Below are 18,044 nucleotides of genomic sequence, written 5' to 3' on the forward strand. Positions count from 1 at the left end.
GTCAGTACAGCGGCAGCAGCATGGTGATGTCGTCGCGGTCGTCGCCCGGGGCCACCCGGACGGCGCCGGGGACGCGGCCGACCTCCTTGTAGCCGCAGGAGGCGTAGAAGTGCTCCAGGCCGAGACCTCCGCGGCAGGTGAGGCGGATGGCGTCGATGTTCCCGACGGAGCGGGCGGCGGCCTCCGTCGCGGCCATCAGTTCGCGCCCGTACCCCTTGCCCTGATGACGCGGATGGACCATCACCGTGTAGGCCCACAGCCAGTGGAGCTGGAGCCGGTGCGTGTTGTGGGCGAGGAAGGCGGTCGCGGCGACCGCCCCGTCCTCGTCGTGCCCGACGAGCAGTCGGCAGCCCCCGTCGGCGACGGCGGCGAGGTGCTTGTCGAGCGAGGGGCGGATGTCGTCGGGGGTGACCGGGGGCACGAAACCCACGGCGCCGCCCGCGTGGGAGACGTCGGCCCACAGCGCCAGGATTCCATCACTCAGGGAGGGGTCGACGACCGGGTCCAGGGTGAAAGTAAGGGTCATTTTGCAAGTTTACCCATTACTCCGTCGGCCCGGTCCGGAAAAAGTCGAACCCCGGCCCATGGGCCGGGGTCGACTCGCCGGGAGACGGCCGGACGGTGCGTCAGACGCGCATCGCCTGCGGGGTCTCGCGCAGGTCCGCGTCCGGACCCGGGTACTCGCGGATGATCTCGTAGCGCGTGTTGCGCTCGACCGGGCGGAAGCCCGCTTCCCGGATCAGCTCCAGCAGGTCGTCCCGGCCCAGTTTGTTCGGGGTGCCGTAGTTGTCCGCGTCGTGCGTGATCTTGTACTCGACGACCGAGCCGTCCATGTCGTCCGCACCGTGCTGCAGCGCGAGCTGGGCGGTCTGGACGCCGTGCATCACCCAGAAGACCTTGACGTGCGGCACGTTGTCGAAGAGCAGTCGCGAGACGGCGAAGGTCTTCAGCGCCTCGGCGCCCGTCGCCATCGTCGTACGCGCCTGGAGCTTGTTGCGCACCTTGCCGTCCTGCATGTCCACGAAGTCGTGCTGGTAGCGCAGCGGGATGAAGACCTGGAAACCGCCGGTCTCGTCCTGGAGCTCGCGCAGCCGCAGCACGTGGTCCACGCGGTGGCGCGGCTCCTCGATGTGCCCGTAGAGCATGGTCGAGGGGGTCTTGAGACCCTTCTCGTGCGCGAGCCGGTGGATGCGCGACCAGTCCTCCCAGTGGGTGCGGTGGTCGACGATGTGCTGGCGGACCTCCCAGTCGAAGATCTCCGCGCCGCCGCCGGTGAGCGACTCCAGGCCGGCCTCGATCAGCTCGTCGAGGATGTCGGAGGCCGACATCCCCGAGATCGTCTCGAAGTGGTGGATCTCGGTCGCCGTGAACGCCTTCAGCGAGACGTTCGGCAGCGCCTTCTTGAGCTCGGAGAGCGAGCGCGGGTAGTAGCGCCACGGCAGGTTCGGGTGCAGGCCGTTGACGATGTGCAGCTCGGTGAGGTTGTCGTTCTCCATGGCCTTGGCCAGGCGCACGGCCTCCTCGATGCGCATCGTGTACGCGTCCTTCTCGCCCGGCTTGCGCTGGAACGAGCAGTACGCGCACGAGGCGGTGCACACGTTGGTCATGTTGAGGTGCCGGTTGACGTTGAAGTGGACGACGTCACCGTTCTTGCGCGTGCGCACCTCGTGGGCGAGGCCGCCGAGCCAGGCCAGGTCGTCCGACTCGTAGAGGGCGATACCGTCCTCACGGGTCAGCCGCTCGCCGGAGCGGACCTTCTCCTCCAGCTCACGCTTGAGCCCAGCGTCCATGTACCGGTCGCCTCCCTCTAGATGCCTCTGCCTGTCCTGCGAACCCTGCCCAACCGTACTCTCAGGCTTCCTCGGGCAGCTCCCCGACCCGGTTCTCCCACTTCGTGGAGAGCACGATGGTGGTGCGGGTGCGCGAGACGCCCTTGGTGCCGGAGAGCCTGCGGATGATCTTCTCCAGGCCGTCCACGTCGTTGGCGCGCACCTTGAGCATGAAGGAGTCGTCGCCCGCGATGAACCAGCAGTCCTCGATCTCGTTGAGGTCGCGCAGCCGCCGGGCCACGTCCTCGTGGTCGGCGGCGTCGGACATCGAGAGCCCGATCAGCGCCGTGACGCCGAGGCCGAGGGAACGCGAGTCCACCGTCGCGCGGTAGCCGGTGATGACGCCGGCCGTCTCGAGACGGTTGATGCGGTCGGTGACGCTGGGGCCGGAGAGGCCCACGAGACGGCCCAACTCCGCGTACGAGGCACGACCGTTTTCCCGGAGTGCCTGGATGAGCTGCCTGTCCACCGTGTCCATTACGTGGAGCCTTCCATTATTCGGCGATCCTGCAAGTCTAGGTATAGAATCTAAGGCACACAGGGTCAACACCCTGTGAAATCTTTCAGCAGATCAATGACGATCTTCAGGAGTGGTTCACCGTGTTCACGATCGAGATGGCCTACGCCCACATGCGGGGGCTCCAGGAGCTGGCCAACCGATCCCGTGCCCACCAGCCCGCCGCGGCCCACCGCGTCGACAGGGCCCGCAAGCCGCTGGGCCGCAAGAAGAAGGCCTAGTCACCGCCACCTGCCCCCCGGGCAGGACGGGAGCCTCCCAGCTCCCCCTCCCAGCGGCGGTACAGCCGGTGCGGCACATCTGCCGCGTCCAGCACCCGCCCCGCGACGAAGTCCACCAGATCCTGGATGTGCGTCGCACCCGTATAGAACGCCGGAGAGGCGGGCAGCACGACCGCGCCCGCCTCGTCCAGCGCCACCAGATGCCGCAGCGTCTGCCCGTTCAGCGGGGTCTCCCGCACCGCGACCACCAGCCGGCGCCGCTCCTTCAGCGTCACGCTCGCCACGCGCTGGAGCAGGTCCTTCGACAGCCCCAGCGCCACGCCCGCCACACAGGCCGTGGACGCGGGGACGATGAGCATCCCCTTGACCGGGTACGAGCCCGAACTCGGGCCCGCCGCCAGGTCCCCCGCCCCCCAGTACCGGACGTCGTCCAGCTCCGGCCGCGCGAAGGTCTCGGGCTTCCCGTCGGCTCCCCGTCCCAGCCACTCCCCCAGGTCCTCGCGCCAGTGCGCGTCCCGGAAGGCGATCCCGGTCTCGTCCAGCAGGGTGAGGCGCGAGGCGCGGCTCACCACCAGGTCGACACTCTCCCCCGCGGCCAGCAGCCCGCGGAGCACCGCCGCCGCGTACGGCGTCCCGGACGCCCCGGAAACCCCGACCACCCACGGGGTGCGCTTGCGCTCAGTCATACCTCCGAGACTATCCGGCCACCACCGATGGGCACTCAGTAAGGTGTCCGCACGTTCCCGTGACGGGACACGGTGAGGGGACGAGGATGAGTACGACGGTGGAAGAGGGCTGGACGCAGCTCGACCGGGCCAGGGCGGCGGGGAAGCTGATGGCCGGCTGGGTGGCCCTGCTGTGGCTGATCGAGCTGCTGGACCTGGCCACCGGCCATGCGCTGGACGGGTACGGGATCATCGCCCGCGAGCCGGACGGGCTGACCGGAATACCCCTCGCGCCCTTCCTCCATTTCGGCTTCGACCACGTGGCGGCCAACACCGTCCCGCTGCTGGCCCTCGGCTTCGTCGCGGCCCTCAGCGGCATCCGCCGCTTCCTCCTCGTGTGCGCCGCCGTCATCGTGGTGGACGGGTTCGGCGTCTGGCTGGTCTCCCCGTCGAACAGCATCACGGCGGGCGCCTCGGGCCTGGTCTTCGGCCTCTTCGGCTACCTGCTGGTGCGCGGCTTCGTGGAACGGCGGCCGCTGGGCGTGGTCGTGGGCGTGGTCGTCGCCGCCCTCTGGGGCAGTTCCGTATTCCTCGGCATCCTGCCGAACGACTCGGGAGTCAGCTGGCAGGGCCACCTCTTCGGCCTCCTGGCGGGAGCGGCCATGGCCTTCGCCCTTCCCGCGCGGGGACGCGAGACGGCCCGTGCACTCGACGGTGGGCCGCACCGAAGTTAGAGGGTGAGACCCCGCACGGCCAGATCGGCCAGGGCGCACGCGAACAGGGCGATTCCGATGAAGCCGTTGACCGTGAAGAAGGCCCGGTTCAGGCGGGACAGGTCGTGGGGCTTGACGATCGTGTGCTCGTAGAGGAAGGCGGCGACGACGACCGCCAGGCCGGCCCAGAACAGCACGCCCGCGTCCGTGGCCAGCGCGTACCAGGCCAGCAGGGCCGTGGTCACCACGTGCGCGCCGCGCGCGCCCCAGAGGGCGGCCGGGACGCCGAAGCGGGCCGGGACGGACTTGACGCCCTCCGCGCGGTCGGCGGCCACGTCCTGGCAGGCGAAGATCAGGTCGAAGCCGCCGATCCACACGCCCACCGCGAGGCCCAGGATCACCGCGTCCCACGACCACTCGCCGGTGACCGCGAGCCAGGCCCCGACCGGGCCCATCGCCTGGGCCAGGCCCAGGATGGCGTGCGGGAAGTTCGTGAACCGCTTGCCGTACGGGTACACCACCATCGGGATCACGGCGACCGGCGCGAGCGCCAGGCAGAGCGGGTTCAGCAGCGCCGCAGAGCCGAGGAAGACGAGGAGCGCGATCCCGGCGCCGGTCCAGGCCGCGCGGACCGACACCGCGCCGGTGACGAGCTCACGGCCGGCCGTGCGCGGGTTCCTGGCGTCGATCTCGCGGTCGATGATCCGGTTCGCGGCCATGGCGAAGGTCCGCAGCCCCACCATGCAGATGGTGACGAGCAGCAGGACGCCCCAGTGGATGCGCCCGTCGAGCCGGAACATCGCGGTGAACGCCGCGATGTAGGCGAAGGGCAACGCGAAGACCGAGTGCTCGATCAGTACGAGCCTCAGGAAGGCCTTGACCTTGCCGCTCGCCTCCGGCGCGGGGCCGGGGCCGAGGACGTCCTCTGCGGTGGTCATCATGCGAGGCTCCTGCGGAACGCCGCGACCTCGTCGCGCAGCTCGGCGACCGGGAGCGTGCCGAGCTCCAGGTCGAGCGGTCCGCCCTCCTCCGCCGCCGGCGGCACCACCCGTGCGGCCAGGGCGCTGCGGCCCTCGCCGGCGGAGGTGACGGTGAGGACGAGGACGCCGTCGGCGAGCTCCAGCTCGCAGTCGCCGGTACCGGACAGCCCGATCAGCAGCTCGTCCGCGAAGACCGCGGCGTCGCCGTCGGCCAGCTCGGGCAGATCGAAGGAGCGGCCCTCGCCGTCCGTGCGGTCGGCCATCACCTGCCAGACGCCGGACTCGCCGGCGAACTCCTCGGGGGTGACCCCGGCCTGCTCGGCCGCGAGGCGCAGCCCCGGGTCGTTCACGTCGAGCTCGGGACGCACCAGTGCGACGCACGGCGTGCCGTCGCCGAGGAACAGGGCGGGGCCGCCCACCACGATCGGGCTCACAGTCCGTACTCCTTCCAGCGGCGGTCCACCAGGGCCGCGGTGGCCGGGTCGGACTCGACCATGTCGGGCCAGCCGCCGTCGCGGGTGTAGCCCTCCTCGGGCAGCTTCTTCGTCGCGTCGATGCCCGCCTTGCCGCCCCAGAACTGCTGGTACGAGGCGTGGTCGAGGTGGTCCACCGGCCCCTCGACGACGGTGAGGTCGCGGGAGTAGTCGGTGTTGCCCAGCGCCCGCCAGGAGACCTCGTGCAGGTCGTGGACGTCGCAGTCCTTGTCGACCACGATGATCAGCTTGGTCAGCGACATCATGTGCGCGCCCCAGATGGCGTGCATGACCTTCTGGGCGTGCTTGGGGTACTTCTTGTCGATCGAGACGATCGCGCAGTTGTGGAAGCCGCCCGACTCCGGGAGGTGGTAGTCCACGATGTCCGGCACGATGATCTTGAGCAGGGGCAGGAAGAAACGCTCCGTCGCGCGGCCGAGCGGGCCGTCCTCGGTCGGCGGCCGGCCGACCACGATGGACTGGATGAGCGGACGCCTGCGCATCGTCACGCAGTCGATCTTCAGGGCCGGGAAGGGCTCCTGCGGGGTGTAGAAGCCGGTGTGGTCGCCGAACGGGCCCTCGGGGAGCATCTCGCCGGGCTCCAGCCAGCCCTCGATCACGACCTCCGCATTGGCCGGGACCTGGAGCGGGACCGTCTTGCAATCGACCATCTCGATCCGCTTGCCCGCGACGAACCCGGCGAACAGGTACTCGTCGATGTCACCCGGCAGCGGCGCGGTGGACGCGTACGTCACCGCGGGCGGGCAGCCGAACGCGATCGCGACCGGCAGCCGCTCGCCCTTCGCCGCGGCGACGGCGTAGTGGTTGCGGCTGTCCTTGTGGATCTGCCAGTGCATGCCGATGGTGCGCTTGTCGTGGCGCTGGAGCCGGTACAGGCCGAGGTTGCGCACGCCCGTCTCGGGGTGCTTGGTGTGGGTCAGGCCGAGGTTGAAGAAGGACCCGCCGTCCTTGGGCCAGGTGAAGAGGGCCGGCAGCAGGTCCAGGTCCACGTCGTCGCCGGTGAGGACGACCTCCTGGACGGGGGCCTCGCCCTTGATCTTCTTCGGCGGCACGTGGACCATCGAGCCGAGTTTGCCGAAGGCCTCGCGGACCCCGATGAAGCCCTGCGGGAGCTCCGGCTTCAGCAGGCCGCCGATCTTCTCGCTGATCTCGCCGTACGACTTGAGGCCGAGGGCCTTCAGGAGGCGGCGGTCGGTACCGAAGACGTTCATGGCCAGCGGCATCGCCGAGCCCTTGACGTTCTCGAAGAGGAGGGCCGGGCCCCCCGCCTTGTTCACTCTGTCGACGATCTCCCCGACCTCCAGGTACGGGTCGACTTCGGCCTTGATGCGCTTGAGGTCGCCCTCCCGCTCCAGAGCCCGGAGCAGCGAGCGGAGATCGTCGTAAGCCATAGGGGTCAGTATCCGTCACCAACTACCCTGGGGGCGTCACCGGGGCCCGACGCGGGCCCCCCGTCACTGACTGGGAGTCGGTCCCACACCGTGCTGCGCTATCTGCCGTTCCTGCTGATCCTCGCGCTGACCATCTACGCCTTCATCGATTGCCTGAACACCCCGGAGGAGGACGTCAAGCACCTCCCCAAGGTGGTCTGGGTGATCATCATCCTGCTCTTCTCCATCGTGGGGCCGGTGGCGTGGCTGTTCGCGGGGCGGCAGCGGGTGCGATCGGGCGGTGGCCGGGCGCGCCGGACGCAGTGGGTGGCGCCCGACGACAACCCGGAATTCCTGAAGTCGCTGCGCGACGAGCAGGAGAAGAAGGACAGGGACGACAAGGACTGAGCCCGGCGGGCCCGGCCCGTTCGGCTCAGGACGCAGCCACCACCCGCGGCTTGCCGCGCTCCGCGCGTACGCGCGCCCCTACCGGGCCCACGGCAGCACGCGGGTGCCCTCCTCCCCGGGGACCGACACCACGCCGTCGGCGCGCATCACGACGTGGGCCTCGAAGGTCTCGCGGGCGTGGATCCGGCGCAGCACGTCCGGCGGCAGGACCAGGGTCCGGCCGGCGGCGACCTGCTCGGTGCGGCCCTCGCAGGTGACCTCCAGGGAGCCGGCGGTCAGGGTCCACACCTGCTCGCGGCTGACGGAGTGCTCGGGGCCGGCGCTGCCCGCGGGCATGACGACGTGCCAGCTGCTGAGCTCGACGCTGCCGCGGCTGGGGGCGGCGAGGCCGGTCATGGTGGCGTTGGGGGTGGTGATGACGTTCTCGGGCGAAACGCTGATCACGTGCAAGGCGGTTCCTCGTCATTCTCTTCGCAAGTGAGTAAAGCTTCTTTACTTGATGGGAGTAAAGCAGCTTGACTCTGCCGTGTCACCATATTTGCGTGACGAGAGACGAGAACGAGGGCGTCGAGCTGCTGTTCCTGCTCGGCCTGGGCTTCCAACTGCTGCTGGGCGAGTTCACCCGGCGCGTCGCCGAGGCCGGATACCCGGACCTGCGCCCGGTGCACGGCATGGCCTTCCAGGCCCTCGGGCGCTCCGGCGCCACCGCCACCGAGCTCGCCGAGCGGCTCGGGGTGACCAAGCAGGCCGCCGGGCAGCTCGTCGACGACCTGGAGAAGCGCGGATACGTCCGCCGCGAGCCGCACCCCGAGGGCGGCCGCCGCAAACTGGTGGTCCTCACCCCGGCGGCCCGGGACCACCTCGCCGTCGCGGGCCGGATCCTGCACGAGCTGGAGGCCGGACTCGGCCGCGAGACCGACCTGCCCGCCCTGCGCCGGGGCCTCGGACAGGTCGTGCGCACCTTCCACGGAGAGGGACCGCTGCCGCCGCTGCGCCCGGTCTGGTGAGGAAGCCGTCCTGGGCCGTCTCTTTCGGATCTTGTCGGCCGAGCCCGCGGCGTCCGGTGCCGGGCCCGGCAAGATCCGAAAGAGACGGCCTAGGCCCGGGCGAGGGAGGCGTAGGCCTCGCGCAGCGCGGCCCAGCGGGTGTCCGTCCAGGCGGCCCAGTCCGCGGGCCGCCCGGCCAGCGCGGAGTCCAGCAGCTCGAAGTGCTCGTGCCAGCCCGCCAGGCAGTCGAGGCGTGTGGCCTCCGGGCCGCCCCGCTCGTTCACGAACCGGATCACCGTCGAATCGGTACCGACCGGCTCCAGGTGGAAGCGGATCCGCCCGTGCTCGGTGACCGTGTACTCGGCGACCCGTTCCACGTCCCAGGCGGTGACGTGCCCGCTGACCACGGTCCCCGTGTTCAGCCAGCGCAGGGTGACCGCCCCGCCGAGCCTGCGCTCCAGGACGTCCGCCGCCGCCAGCCAGCCGCGCAGGCCGTCAGGTGTGGTCAGGGCCGTCCACAGGGCCTCGTAGGCGTGCGGCAGGTGCAGCTCGAAGCGGAGCAGCCAGTGGTTCTCGTCCAGGTGCTCGCTGGTGGCATGACTCACGAGGGACATGCCACCAGCGTCCCACTCCCGCCGGTCAGACGCCCGCGTACGAGTGCTTGCCGCTGAGCAGGATGTTCACGCCGTAGTAGTTCCAGATCCAGCAGGCGAAGGCGAAGAGCGCCAGGTACGCGGCCTTGCGGCCCTTCCAGCCGGCGGTGGCACGGGCGTGCAGGTAGCAGGCGTACGCCACCCAGGTCACGAAGGACCAGACCTCCTTGGGGTCCCAGCCCCAGTAACGGCCCCAGGCGTCGCCCGCCCAGATCGCGCCCGCGATGATCGTGAAGGTCCACAGCGGGAAGACGGCCGCGTTGATGCGGTAGGAGAACTTGTCGAGGGAGGCCGCCGAGGGCAGCCGCTCCAGCACCGAGGTGCGGAACTTCCCGGGCGTGCGGCCCGCCTCCAGCTGGCTCTCGTAGGAGTCCCGGAAGAGGTAGAGGACCGCGCCCGCAGCACCGATGTAGAAGACGGCGCCGCAGAAGATCGCGGTGGAGACGTGGATCCACAGCCAGTACGAGTGCAGGGCCGGGACCAGCTGGTCGCTGTCGGTGTAGAGCCAGGTGACGGCGATGCCGAGGTCCAGCAGGACGGTGGTGACCAGGATCAGGCCGAGCCAGCGGACGTTCTTCTTCAGGGCCAGCAGGACCAGGTACGCGCCGACGGCCACCGTGGAGAAGGTGATCGAGAACTCGTACATGTTGCCCCAGGGGGCGCGCTGCACCGACAGGGCGCGGGCCACGACCCCGCCCGCCTCCACGAGGAAGGCGAGTGCGGTCAGCGAGACCGCGATCCGCCCGTACAGGTCGCCCTGCACGGTGCCGCCGGCGGCACCGGGGCCGTCCGGTACGTCGCGGATGCCCGCGGCGGAGCGGGTGGTGACCTTGGGCTGGTCGAGGACGGCGGTGGCGCCGGCCTTGCCGCGGACCTGGACTGCGGGGGCGGCGGCCCGGGCCGCACCGGTCTCCTTGGCGCCGGTCAGCGCGGCGGCCGTACGGGCCACCTTGCTGCGGCTGCCGAAGGTCCACTCGGCGATGTGCGCGAAGAAGGCGAGCATGTAGACCGCCATCGACGAATAGATCAGGTAGTTGCTGATCTCAGCCAGATTCTCGTTGGCTGCGGCTGCGAGCGGCGTCATCCGCGCTCTCCTTCAGGGGTTTCTTCAACACGTGTTTCGGCCAATGCGGCAGGCGCACTCGGCGCCTGCTGGTGCAGCGTGGCGGCGAGCTCCGCCAGCTCCTGCGGGAGCCGGGTGGACTCGCTGCGGCCCAGGCCCGCCATCTCGACGACGGTCACGCCGTCCTTGCCGGTCACCGCGCGGACCCAGATCCGGCGGCGCTGGATGAACAGCGATCCGGCCAGGCCCGCGATGGCGGCGATCGCGCCCGCGAGGGCGAGGCCGCTGCCGGGCTGCTGGGTGACGGAGAAGGTGGCCCAGCGCTCGATGCCCTCGAACTTCACGGTGCCCGCGCCGTTCGGCAGGGTCATCGTCTGGCCGAGCTCCAGCTTCTGCTTGAACTGCTGGCCCGACTCGTCCTTGAACGGCTCCATCTTGTCCGTCTTGAGCACGTACACGTTCTGCGGCAGACCCGAGTCCACGCCGAGGCTGCCGTGGAAGGCGTTGAGCATGAGCCGCGGCATGAGCAGCGCCGGGAACTGCGAGAACATCGTTCCCTTGCCCTCGCCCGCGAAGGTCGGCACGAAGACGGCGTTGAAGCCGAGCTGCTCCGTCTTGCCGTCCTTGTCCTTGTAGCCGTCGGTGACCTTGACGGCTCCGGTGGAGGTGAGGTTGGCGTCCTGCGGCAGCACCGGCACGGCGTCCTTGAAGATCACCTTGCCGGTGGGGTCGGTCACCGAGACGATCGGCGCGTAGCCGTGCCCGAGCAGGTAGACCTTGGAGCCGTCGACCTCAAGGGGCTTGTTGACCTGGATCTCGCGCTTCTGCGGGGTGCCGTGGGCGCCCTCCGAGAAGGTGACGTACGCCTTGAAGTCACGCGGGGTGCCCCGCTGCGGGCCGGTCATCTCGTACGTCGCGTCGAACCGGTCCAGCGTGAAGCTGAAGGGCGGCAGGTCGTCCGGGTCGAAGAGACCGCCGGACTTGAAGTCGTCGTACTGGGTGAGCGTGTTCGAGAAGCCGCTGCCGCGCAGGACCAGCTTGCCGCCCTCGGACTTGAAGTACTGGCCCCAGGCGAAGGCCACCAGCATCACGATCAGCGCGACGTGGAAGATCAGGTTCCCGGCCTCGCGGAGGTAGCCCTTCTCCGCCGCGACCTGGCCCTTGCCCAGCTCGGTGCGGAAGCGGCTGCCGCGCAGCACGGTCCGCGCGTACGAGAGGACCTCGTCCGGGGTCTTCTCGGTGCGCCAGGTGGTGTGGGCGGGGAGCCGGTCCAGGCGCCGGGGCGCACCCGGCGGACGGCCGCGGAGCTGGCCGACGAACTGCCAGGAGCGCGGCACGATGCAGCCGATGAGGGAGATGAACAGCAGCAGGTAGATCGCGGAGAACCACACCGAGCTGTAGACGTCGAAGAGCTGGAGCTTCTCGGCGACGGTCACCCAGGACGGGTTGTCCCGCTTCCAGCTCGCGACCTTCAGCGCGTCGACGTTGTTCTGCGGGATGAGGGAGCCGGGGATGGCGCCCAGGGACAGCAGGAAGAGCAGGATCAGCGCCACCCGCATGGAGGTGAGCTGCCGCCAGAACCAGCGGGCCCAGCCGATCACGCCGATGCCGACGGCCGGACCGCCGGGGCTGTCCTCCAGCGGGGCGGTGGAGAGCTGGGCGCCGGCGGCGGCGTCGGTGGCGTCCGCCGCGGCGGACGCCCGCGACTCCGCCTCGGACGTCTCGCCGGGCGTCTCGTCGGTTGTCTCGTCGGTTGTCTCGTCGGACGTCTCGGGGCTCGCTTTGTCTGTCGTACTCATGTGCCTGTAGTCCTCAGATCCCCACCGTGAAGCTTTGGGTCCAGCTCTGCATGTCGCGGACGATGCTGTCCCACATTCCTGTGACGAGCAGCAGACCGGTCAGGATCAGCATGCCGCCACCGATGCGCATCACCCATGCATAGTGCTTCTTCACCCAGCCGAACGCACCGAGCGCCTTGCGGAAGGCGATCGCGGCGAGGATGAAGGGCACGCCGAGGCCCAGGCAGTAGACGACGGTCAGCAGCGCGCCCCGGCCGGCGCTCGCCTGGTCGATGGAAAGGGTGTTGACGGCGGCGAGCGTCGGGCCCATGCAGGGGGTCCAGCCGACACCGAAGAGCACACCGAGCACGGGCGCGCCGAGCAGGCCCGCCGTCGGCTTCTTGTGGAAGCGGAACTCCCGCATCGTGAGACCCGGGATCGCGCCCATGAAGAAGAGCCCGAGCACGATCACCAGGCCGCCCAGGACCCGGGAGATGATCTGCTTGTTCTCCTGGAGCTCGGCGCCGAAGTAGCCGAAGAGCGCGCCGGTGGAGACGAAGACGGCGGTGAAGCCCGCGATGAACAGGCTGGCGCCCGCCAGCATCCGCCCGCGGCGCGCCTCGGCGAGGTCGGCGCCGCTGACGCCGGTCACGTAGGAGAGGTAGCCGGGAACGAGCGGCAGCACGCAGGGGGAGAAGAAGGAGACGAGGCCGGCGAGCAGCGAGATCGGCAGCGCCAGCAGCAGCGCCCCGTTCAGGACCGTCTCGTTCACGCCGGTGGCCTCTGCGGCGAGGACGTACTCGACCACGAGGTCACTGCTCCGCGAGGACGGGGTCGATCATCGAGCGCAGTTTGTCCTCGCCGAGGGGGGCCAGGGTCCGTGCGGCGATCCTGCCCTCCTTGTCCAGGACGAGCGTGGAGGGGATGGCGTTCGGGTTGAGGCTGCCCTTGGGGAAACGGAGCATCAGCTTGCCGTCGGGGTCGAAGAGGCTCGGGTAGGTGATCCCGAAGGCCTCTTCGAAGGCGACCGCCTTCTGCTTCTCGTTGTCGCGGGTGTTGATGCCCACGAAGACGACGTCCTTGCCGGCCTCGGCGAGCTCCTTGGAGACCTTCGCGAACGCCGGGGCCTCGGCGCGGCACGGCGGGCACCAGGAACCCCACACGTTGAGGACCACGACCTTGCCCTTGAGGGTGGTGGTGTCGAGGTTCTGCCCGTCGACCGTCTCGCCGTCGAGCTTGGGCGCCTCGGTGCGCTCGCCCTTCGAGACGGTGGCGATGCCGCTCGCGCCCGTGACGTAGTTGCCGCCGGACCCGGTGGCGGCCGTGCCGCCGTCCGAACCCGAGCACGCCGACAGCGTCAGGGCGCCCGCGAGGGTCACCACGGTCAGCAGGGTGGCACGGCCGCCGGTCGAGCGGCGGCGGCGGGGGGCGCGGCGAGGGCTCATGTGAAAAGTTTCGCATGAGCAATTCGCGGATCTTCCGCGCCCCCCGGAGGGATGTCAATGCCCTGGTCAGTCGATGTTCCCCGGATCCCGTCAGGTGGCGGTCAGGTACGCGCTCCAGCCGCCGGCCGGTGGCCGACCCGGGCCGAGGCCCTGGAGCCTGGCGAGCACCTTGGGGTCCTGGACCTCCAGCCAGTCGACGAACTGCCGGAAGGATACGAGGCGTACATCCCTTTTGTCCGCCATGCCCTTGAGGGCTTCCTCGACGGCATCCATGTAGATGCCGCCGTTCCACTCCTCGAAGTGGTTGCCGATGAAGAGGGGCGCGCGGTTGGTCTCGTAGGCCCGCCGGAAACCGCCGAGGTAGGTGGCCGTGGCCTGGGTGCGCCAGCCCGGGTAGTTGGCGGGCAGCCCCCGCGTACTGTTCTTCGACTGGTTGGCGAGGATGTTGTAGTCCATCGACAGGACCTCGAAGGAGTGCCCGGGGAAGGGCAGCGACTGCAGCGGCAGGTCCCAGACGCCGGACCGGCGCACCGGCCAGACCTGGAGGCCGCCGGGCGAGCCGGAGTCGTAGCGCCAGCCCAGCCGCTGGGCCGTCGGCAGCAGGTTGTCCCGGCCGAGCAGGCAGGGGGTGCGGGACCCCTTCAGCTCCTTGCCGTAGTCGAAGGGCAGGGGTTCGAGGTCGGTGAACCCGGTGTTCGTGCGCCAGTTGGTGACGAACGACACAGCCTGGTCGATCTCGCTCTGCCAGTCCTCCGGGGTCCACCTGCCGACCGAGCCGGAGCCGGCGCAGAAGTGGCCGTTGAAGTGGGTCCCTATTTCGTGCCCGTCGAGCCAGGCCTCGCGGACGTACTTCAAGGTGGAGCGGATGTTCTCGTCCTTGAGGAATCCGATGTCCGAGGCCCCGGCCGGGTTGTTCGGCGGCAGGTAGAGGTGCCGCTTCGACTCGGGCAGCAGGTAGATGCCGGAGAGGAAGAAGGTCATGGCCGCGCCGTGGTCCTTGGCGAGCTTGAGGAAGCGCGGGAAGAGGCCGTTGCCGATCTCGCCCGCGCCGTCCCAGCTGAAGACGACGAACTGCGGTGGGGTCTCGCCCGGCTGGAGCGGCACGGGCGCGTCCGGCTGGTGCGGCTGCGGGCCGGTGTCGGCGGTGGAGCCGTCGCCGATGGGCCTGGACAGCGGCTCCCGGCCGGGCTTCGGGCCGTTCGGATGCTCGGCGGATCCGGGAGCGCCGGGACCCGGTTCGCCCGATGAGCCGCAGCCCGCGACACCCATCGCGGCGGCCGCACCGAGTCCCAGTCCCAGCAGCCCCCTCCGACTGACTCCCCTGATGTCGCGCATGTCACCGTCCCCACTGTCGACCACCCATACCGGCCCGATGTCCATATAAACGGACAATCAGATCGGACATGCGAGCTGACACGGTGATTCCCGCGCGTCTTGTATTTAGTTGGGGAGAACCGTAACGGCCTGTAACAGTCCCTCGATCATGCGGGGATGCGGGCCCGGACCGGGCTCGGATCGGGCCCGGGCTCGCCTCAGGTCCGGGATCGGGCCCGGGCTCGGATCGGGCCCGGCACGATCCGAAAGAGCCTGCCTAGGCGCCGAACGCCTTGGACTTGCCCTTCACCGGCTTGGCTCCGGCCAGCAGATGGGCCGGGACCAGGTCCCGGGCCGGCTCGCTGTAGCCCACCGACACGAGCTTGTCGCCCTGGAAGGTGAAGGACGTCATCGAGGCGAGCGTGCACTGCCGACGTCGCGGGTCGTGCCACAGCCGACGCTTCTCCGCGAAGCTGCGCACGATCCAGATCGGCAGCTGGTGGCTGACCGCCACCGCCTCACGGCCGCGGGCCGCGTCGCGCGCCGCCTCCAGCGCGCTCATCATCCGGACCACCTGCTCGACGTACGGCTCGCCCCAGGACGGCTTGAACGGGTTCGTCAGGTGCTTCCAGTTGCCGGGCTTGCGCAGGGCGCCGTCACCGACACCGAAGGTCTTGCCCTCGAAGACGTTCTCCGCCTCCAGCAGCCGCGCGTCGGTCGCCAGGTCCAGGCCGTGGACCTTGGCGATCGGCTCCGCCGTCTCCTGCGCCCGCTCCAGCGGGGAGGACACCACGTAGGCGATGTCCCGGCCCTTGAGGTGCTCGGCGACCCGGTCCGCCATCTGCCGGCCCAGCTCGGAGAGGTGGTAGCCGTCACGACGCCCGTAGAGCACGCCGTCGGGGTTGTGCACCTCGCCGTGGCGCACCAGGTGCACGACGGTGAGGTCGGGAGTGGCAGGTGTGGGGGGCGTGGTGCTGCTGCTCATGCGGTGGCCTCCGCGGCGGCTCGGGCGGCGGCCGGCAGTGCCGCCGCGATGCGCTCGATCGCCTTCTCGTCGTGGGCGGTGGACACGAACCAGGACTCGAAGGCGGACGGCGGCAGGTAGACGCCCTGCGCCAGCATCGAGTGGAAGAACCCGTTGAAGCGGAAGCTCTCCTGCTTCTTCGCGTCGTCGTAGTTGCGCACCTCGTCCTCGGTGAAGAAGACGGAGAACATGTTGGACGCGGTCTGCAGCCGGTGCGCCACGCCCTCCTTGGCGAGGGCGCCGGTGACCAGGCCCTGGATCTCCTTCGAGACCGCGTCGACCTTCTCGTACGCGGCGCCGTCGAGCAGGCGCAGCTGCGCGAGACCGGCGGCGGTGGCGATGGGATTGCCGGAGAGCGTGCCGGCCTGGTAGACGGGACCGACCGGGGCGAGGTGGCCCATGACGTCGGCGCGGCCGCCGAAGGCCGCGGCGGGGAAGCCGCCGCCCATGACCTTGCCGAAGGTCATCAGGTCGGGCCGCACCCCGTCGACGCCGTACCAGCCGGCGCGGGAGGTCCGGAAGCCCGTCATGACCTCGTCGGAGATGTAGAGCGCGCCGTTCTCGCGGCAGAGGTCCGCGAGGCCCTGGTTGAAGCCCTCGGCGGGGGTGACCACACCCATGTTGCCGGGCGCGGCCTCGGTGATCACGCACGCGATCTCACCGGGGTGCGCGGCGAAGGCCGCACGTACCGCTTCGAGGTCGTTGTAGGGGAGGACGATCGTGTCGCCGGCCTGCGCGCCCGTCACGCCGGGGGTGTCCGGCAGGGCGAAGGTCGCCAGACCGGAACCGGCGGCGGCCAGCAGCGCGTCCACGTGACCGTGGTAGCAGCCGGCGAACTTCACGACCTTGGCGCGACCGGTGAAGCCGCGTGCCAGCCGGATCGCCGACATGGTCGCCTCGGTGCCCGAGGAGACCAGGCGGACCTGCTCCACCGGTGTGACGCGCGCGACGATCTCCTCGGCCAGCGCGACCTCGCCCTCGCCGGGCGTACCGAAGGACGTACCACGGGCGACGGCCGCGTGTACGGCCTCCATCACCTCGGGGTGGGAATGGCCGAGGATCATCGGTCCCCACGAGCACACGAGGTCGACGTACTCACGACCGTCGGCATCGGTGAGGTACGGACCGGTCCCGGACACCATGAACCGGGGCGTACCGCCCACGGCGCGGAAGGCGCGGACGGGAGAGTTCACGCCGCCGGGGGTCACGAGGGAGGCGCGCTCGAAGAGCGTCTGCGAAACTGGGGCTTCATACGGGTACGGGTAGCTCACACCAGCCATGGTCTCAGAGGCCGCGACAGACTTGCGGACGGGCGTTTCACCGCGTCGCCGCGGGGGAGGTCACTGCCATGATGATCAGGCTGCGTGGCGGGGGCCGCGGGGCCGGGGCAAGCAAGACCAGTCGGGTGGAGATATGCAACGCGGTGGTGGACCGGGCGAGGGAACGGACGGCCTCGATCCGCAGCGCGCCCGCGAGGCCCGCCGCCGGGGCAAGCACCGCCGCCGCGGAACGGAGGCGGCCGACGCCGTCCCCGTGCCCACGACCCCGTCGGACGACCTTCCCAAGGGCCGCGGCATGGGAGTGACGTACAAGTACTTCGGCGCCCCCGACGGCGCCACGGCGGCCCGGGTCCCGGTCACGATGCGGCCGGAGGAGCTCGGCGGCGACGAGCTCGGCATGGGCGGCCTCTTCACCAAGATCAAGCCGGAGACGGTGGCCGCGATGGTCCTGACCGGCATCGAAGGCATACCCCTCCACAAGGTGCCCCCGCTGGAGCTGGTCGTCCTCCACCCCGACTACGCGGTGGTCAAGCTCCCGATGACGGTCGTCGACCCGCTGCGCGGGATCGGCGAGGAGTCGGTGGGCGCGGCGGCCTTCATCTGGTCCACGGTCCCGGACCGCGGCGGCCCGAGCGACGCCTTCAACGTCTACCAGCTGCTCCACGAGTGGCAGGACTTCTCGCACCGCCTCCACGAAGCCGGCCACCAGCCGTACTGCCTCGTCTGGCCCTGACCCGGCCGTTCGACTTCCCCGGGCGGCCCTGCGCAGGGGGCTGCCCGGCCCTGCTCGAAAGCCGTCCGTCAGGCGGCCAGGGCACATCGAGGGCAGCGACGACCGCCGCACCGCCTCGGTGCACTCACTCCAGGCCGGTGGCTTCGAGGTGGGCGAGGAAGGCCGCGATGAGCCGGGGACGCGTCACTTCGGGGACCGGGGCATCCGGCAGGTCCTCTTCCAACCCCCATGCAGTGTTGAAGGTCATCGCCACGCCCTCCGGGACGATGTGCTCCCGAAGCCAGCCGGCGAAGTCGGCAGCCGCTCGGGCAGTGGCATCGAGGATCGAGACGCCTTCCGGCCGGACGCGTGCGTAGCCTTCGAGCTCTTCGCCGTCGAGGGTGATGCCGTAGTGCATGGCCGAGCCGCGGATCTGCCCGCCTTCCTCGATCCGGATGAACTCGTCCGGATCACGCTCCAGGAGCCTGGCCTTCAAGCTGTCATACGTCAGCCCCCAGGTCTGCCCCTCTATGGGGGTGAAGACGTACATGGTGCGCAGTTCGGCAAGCTGGGACGCGTCCACAGGTGTACT

22 protein-coding genes are annotated in these 18,044 nt (G+C 70.1%); 5 read left to right on the forward strand and 17 right to left on the reverse strand.

Annotation, left to right across the window (positions count from 1 at the left end):
* Position 1 precedes the first annotated feature (1 nt).
* The 3 genes from IE257_RS21100 to IE257_RS21110 all read right to left on the reverse strand — a co-directional run bounded on the left by IE257_RS21100 (position 2) and on the right by IE257_RS21110 (position 2,307).
* The gene (locus tag IE257_RS21100; protein WP_189970813.1) at positions 2-526 is read right to left on the reverse strand and encodes a GNAT family N-acetyltransferase; all 525 of its coding nucleotides are present in this window, start codon (positions 524-526) and stop codon (positions 2-4) included.
* Positions 527-626: 100 nt separating this feature from the next.
* Positions 627-1,790: an aminofutalosine synthase MqnE gene (mqnE, locus tag IE257_RS21105; RefSeq protein WP_033224140.1), complete on the reverse strand. Its 1,164-nt coding sequence runs from the start codon at positions 1,788-1,790 to the stop codon at positions 627-629.
* A 61-nt stretch (positions 1,791-1,851) separates the two neighbouring features.
* Positions 1,852-2,307, reverse strand: coding sequence for an Lrp/AsnC family transcriptional regulator (locus tag IE257_RS21110; protein ID WP_030710106.1), 456 nt, complete (start codon positions 2,305-2,307; stop codon positions 1,852-1,854).
* A 122-nt stretch (positions 2,308-2,429) separates the two neighbouring features.
* Here IE257_RS21110 and IE257_RS21115 point away from each other — a divergent pair, with 122 nt between their 5' ends.
* The gene (locus IE257_RS21115) at positions 2,430-2,567 is read left to right on the forward strand and encodes a hypothetical protein (protein WP_189970815.1); all 138 of its coding nucleotides are present in this window, start codon (positions 2,430-2,432) and stop codon (positions 2,565-2,567) included.
* Here the strand turns inward: IE257_RS21115 and IE257_RS21120 are convergent.
* Positions 2,564-3,253, reverse strand: a complete 690-nt coding sequence (locus IE257_RS21120) for a UbiX family flavin prenyltransferase (protein ID WP_189970817.1) — start codon at positions 3,251-3,253, stop codon at positions 2,564-2,566. The two genes, IE257_RS21115 and IE257_RS21120, sit on opposite strands and share 4 nt — an antisense overlap.
* Before the next feature lie 86 nt (positions 3,254-3,339).
* Here IE257_RS21120 and IE257_RS21125 point away from each other — a divergent pair, with 86 nt between their 5' ends.
* On the forward strand, positions 3,340-3,966 hold the full coding sequence (locus IE257_RS21125; RefSeq protein WP_189970819.1) for a rhomboid family intramembrane serine protease: 627 nt from the start codon (positions 3,340-3,342) through the stop codon (positions 3,964-3,966).
* Here IE257_RS21125 and mqnP read toward each other — a convergent pair.
* The 3 genes from mqnP to IE257_RS21140 are packed head-to-tail and all read right to left on the reverse strand — an operon-like array spanning position 3,963 to position 6,810.
* On the reverse strand, positions 3,963-4,886 hold the full coding sequence (gene mqnP, locus IE257_RS21130) for a menaquinone biosynthesis prenyltransferase MqnP (protein ID WP_372453098.1): 924 nt from the start codon (positions 4,884-4,886) through the stop codon (positions 3,963-3,965). The two genes, IE257_RS21125 and mqnP, sit on opposite strands and share 4 nt — an antisense overlap.
* On the reverse strand, positions 4,883-5,359 hold the full coding sequence (locus IE257_RS21135; protein WP_229920546.1) for a hypothetical protein: 477 nt from the start codon (positions 5,357-5,359) through the stop codon (positions 4,883-4,885). The genes mqnP and IE257_RS21135 overlap by 4 nt, the downstream gene beginning before the upstream one ends.
* Positions 5,356-6,810, reverse strand: a complete 1,455-nt coding sequence (locus IE257_RS21140) for a menaquinone biosynthesis decarboxylase (protein WP_189970821.1) — start codon at positions 6,808-6,810, stop codon at positions 5,356-5,358. The genes IE257_RS21135 and IE257_RS21140 overlap by 4 nt, the downstream gene beginning before the upstream one ends.
* 90 nt (positions 6,811-6,900) lie before the next feature.
* Between IE257_RS21140 and IE257_RS21145 the strand changes: the two genes are divergently transcribed.
* Positions 6,901-7,197: a PLD nuclease N-terminal domain-containing protein gene (locus tag IE257_RS21145; RefSeq protein ID WP_189970823.1), complete on the forward strand. Its 297-nt coding sequence runs from the start codon at positions 6,901-6,903 to the stop codon at positions 7,195-7,197.
* A 78-nt stretch (positions 7,198-7,275) separates the two neighbouring features.
* On the opposite strand, the gene IE257_RS21150 is transcribed toward IE257_RS21145, so the two are convergent.
* Positions 7,276-7,641, reverse strand: a complete 366-nt coding sequence (locus IE257_RS21150) for a cupin domain-containing protein (RefSeq protein ID WP_229920547.1) — start codon at positions 7,639-7,641, stop codon at positions 7,276-7,278.
* A gap of 98 nt (positions 7,642-7,739) precedes the next feature.
* Between IE257_RS21150 and IE257_RS21155 the strand changes: the two genes are divergently transcribed.
* Positions 7,740-8,204: a MarR family winged helix-turn-helix transcriptional regulator gene (locus IE257_RS21155; RefSeq protein ID WP_189970826.1), complete on the forward strand. Its 465-nt coding sequence runs from the start codon at positions 7,740-7,742 to the stop codon at positions 8,202-8,204.
* An 89-nt stretch (positions 8,205-8,293) separates the two neighbouring features.
* Here IE257_RS21155 and IE257_RS21160 read toward each other — a convergent pair whose 3' ends face one another.
* The 8 genes from IE257_RS21160 to hemL form a co-directional block, all read right to left on the reverse strand.
* Entirely contained in the window at positions 8,294-8,797 is a 504-nt protein-coding gene (locus IE257_RS21160; RefSeq protein ID WP_189970828.1) for an SRPBCC domain-containing protein, read from the reverse strand.
* Between the two features lie 25 nt (positions 8,798-8,822).
* Positions 8,823-9,920: a c-type cytochrome biogenesis protein CcsB gene (ccsB, locus tag IE257_RS21165; protein ID WP_189970830.1), complete on the reverse strand. Its 1,098-nt coding sequence runs from the start codon at positions 9,918-9,920 to the stop codon at positions 8,823-8,825.
* Entirely contained in the window at positions 9,917-11,698 is a 1,782-nt protein-coding gene (gene resB, locus IE257_RS21170) for a cytochrome c biogenesis protein ResB (RefSeq protein WP_189970832.1), read from the reverse strand. Before resB ends, ccsB begins: the two co-directional genes overlap by 4 nt.
* Before the next feature lie 13 nt (positions 11,699-11,711).
* Complete coding sequence (locus IE257_RS21175; RefSeq protein ID WP_189970834.1) at positions 11,712-12,485, reverse strand: cytochrome c biogenesis CcdA family protein; 774 nt, start codon at positions 12,483-12,485, stop codon at positions 11,712-11,714.
* Positions 12,486-12,489: 4 nt separating this feature from the next.
* Positions 12,490-13,122, reverse strand: coding sequence for a TlpA family protein disulfide reductase (locus IE257_RS21180; RefSeq protein WP_189970836.1), 633 nt, complete (start codon positions 13,120-13,122; stop codon positions 12,490-12,492).
* A 90-nt stretch (positions 13,123-13,212) separates the two neighbouring features.
* Positions 13,213-14,448, reverse strand: a complete 1,236-nt coding sequence (locus IE257_RS21185) for a polysaccharide deacetylase family protein (protein ID WP_189971049.1) — start codon at positions 14,446-14,448, stop codon at positions 13,213-13,215.
* Between the two features lie 265 nt (positions 14,449-14,713).
* A complete protein-coding gene (locus tag IE257_RS21190) occupies positions 14,714-15,421 on the reverse strand; it encodes a histidine phosphatase family protein (protein WP_189970838.1) in 708 nt (235 codons plus the stop codon).
* The gene (hemL, locus tag IE257_RS21195) at positions 15,418-16,740 is read right to left on the reverse strand and encodes a glutamate-1-semialdehyde 2,1-aminomutase (protein WP_189970840.1); all 1,323 of its coding nucleotides are present in this window, start codon (positions 16,738-16,740) and stop codon (positions 15,418-15,420) included. The genes IE257_RS21190 and hemL overlap by 4 nt, the downstream gene beginning before the upstream one ends.
* 133 nt (positions 16,741-16,873) lie before the next feature.
* On the opposite strand from hemL, the gene IE257_RS21200 reads away from it, so the two are divergent.
* Positions 16,874-17,473, forward strand: coding sequence for a hypothetical protein (locus IE257_RS21200; RefSeq protein ID WP_078626517.1), 600 nt, complete (start codon positions 16,874-16,876; stop codon positions 17,471-17,473).
* Positions 17,474-17,597: 124 nt separating this feature from the next.
* Here IE257_RS21200 and IE257_RS21205 read toward each other — a convergent pair whose 3' ends face one another.
* The gene (locus tag IE257_RS21205; protein ID WP_189970842.1) at positions 17,598-18,035 is read right to left on the reverse strand and encodes a hypothetical protein; all 438 of its coding nucleotides are present in this window, start codon (positions 18,033-18,035) and stop codon (positions 17,598-17,600) included.
* Between the last annotated feature and the right edge of the window lie 9 nt (positions 18,036-18,044).

Origin of the sequence: Streptomyces avidinii, assembly GCF_014650695.1 — a bacterium.
Classification (GTDB): domain Bacteria; phylum Actinomycetota; class Actinomycetes; order Streptomycetales; family Streptomycetaceae; genus Streptomyces; species Streptomyces avidinii.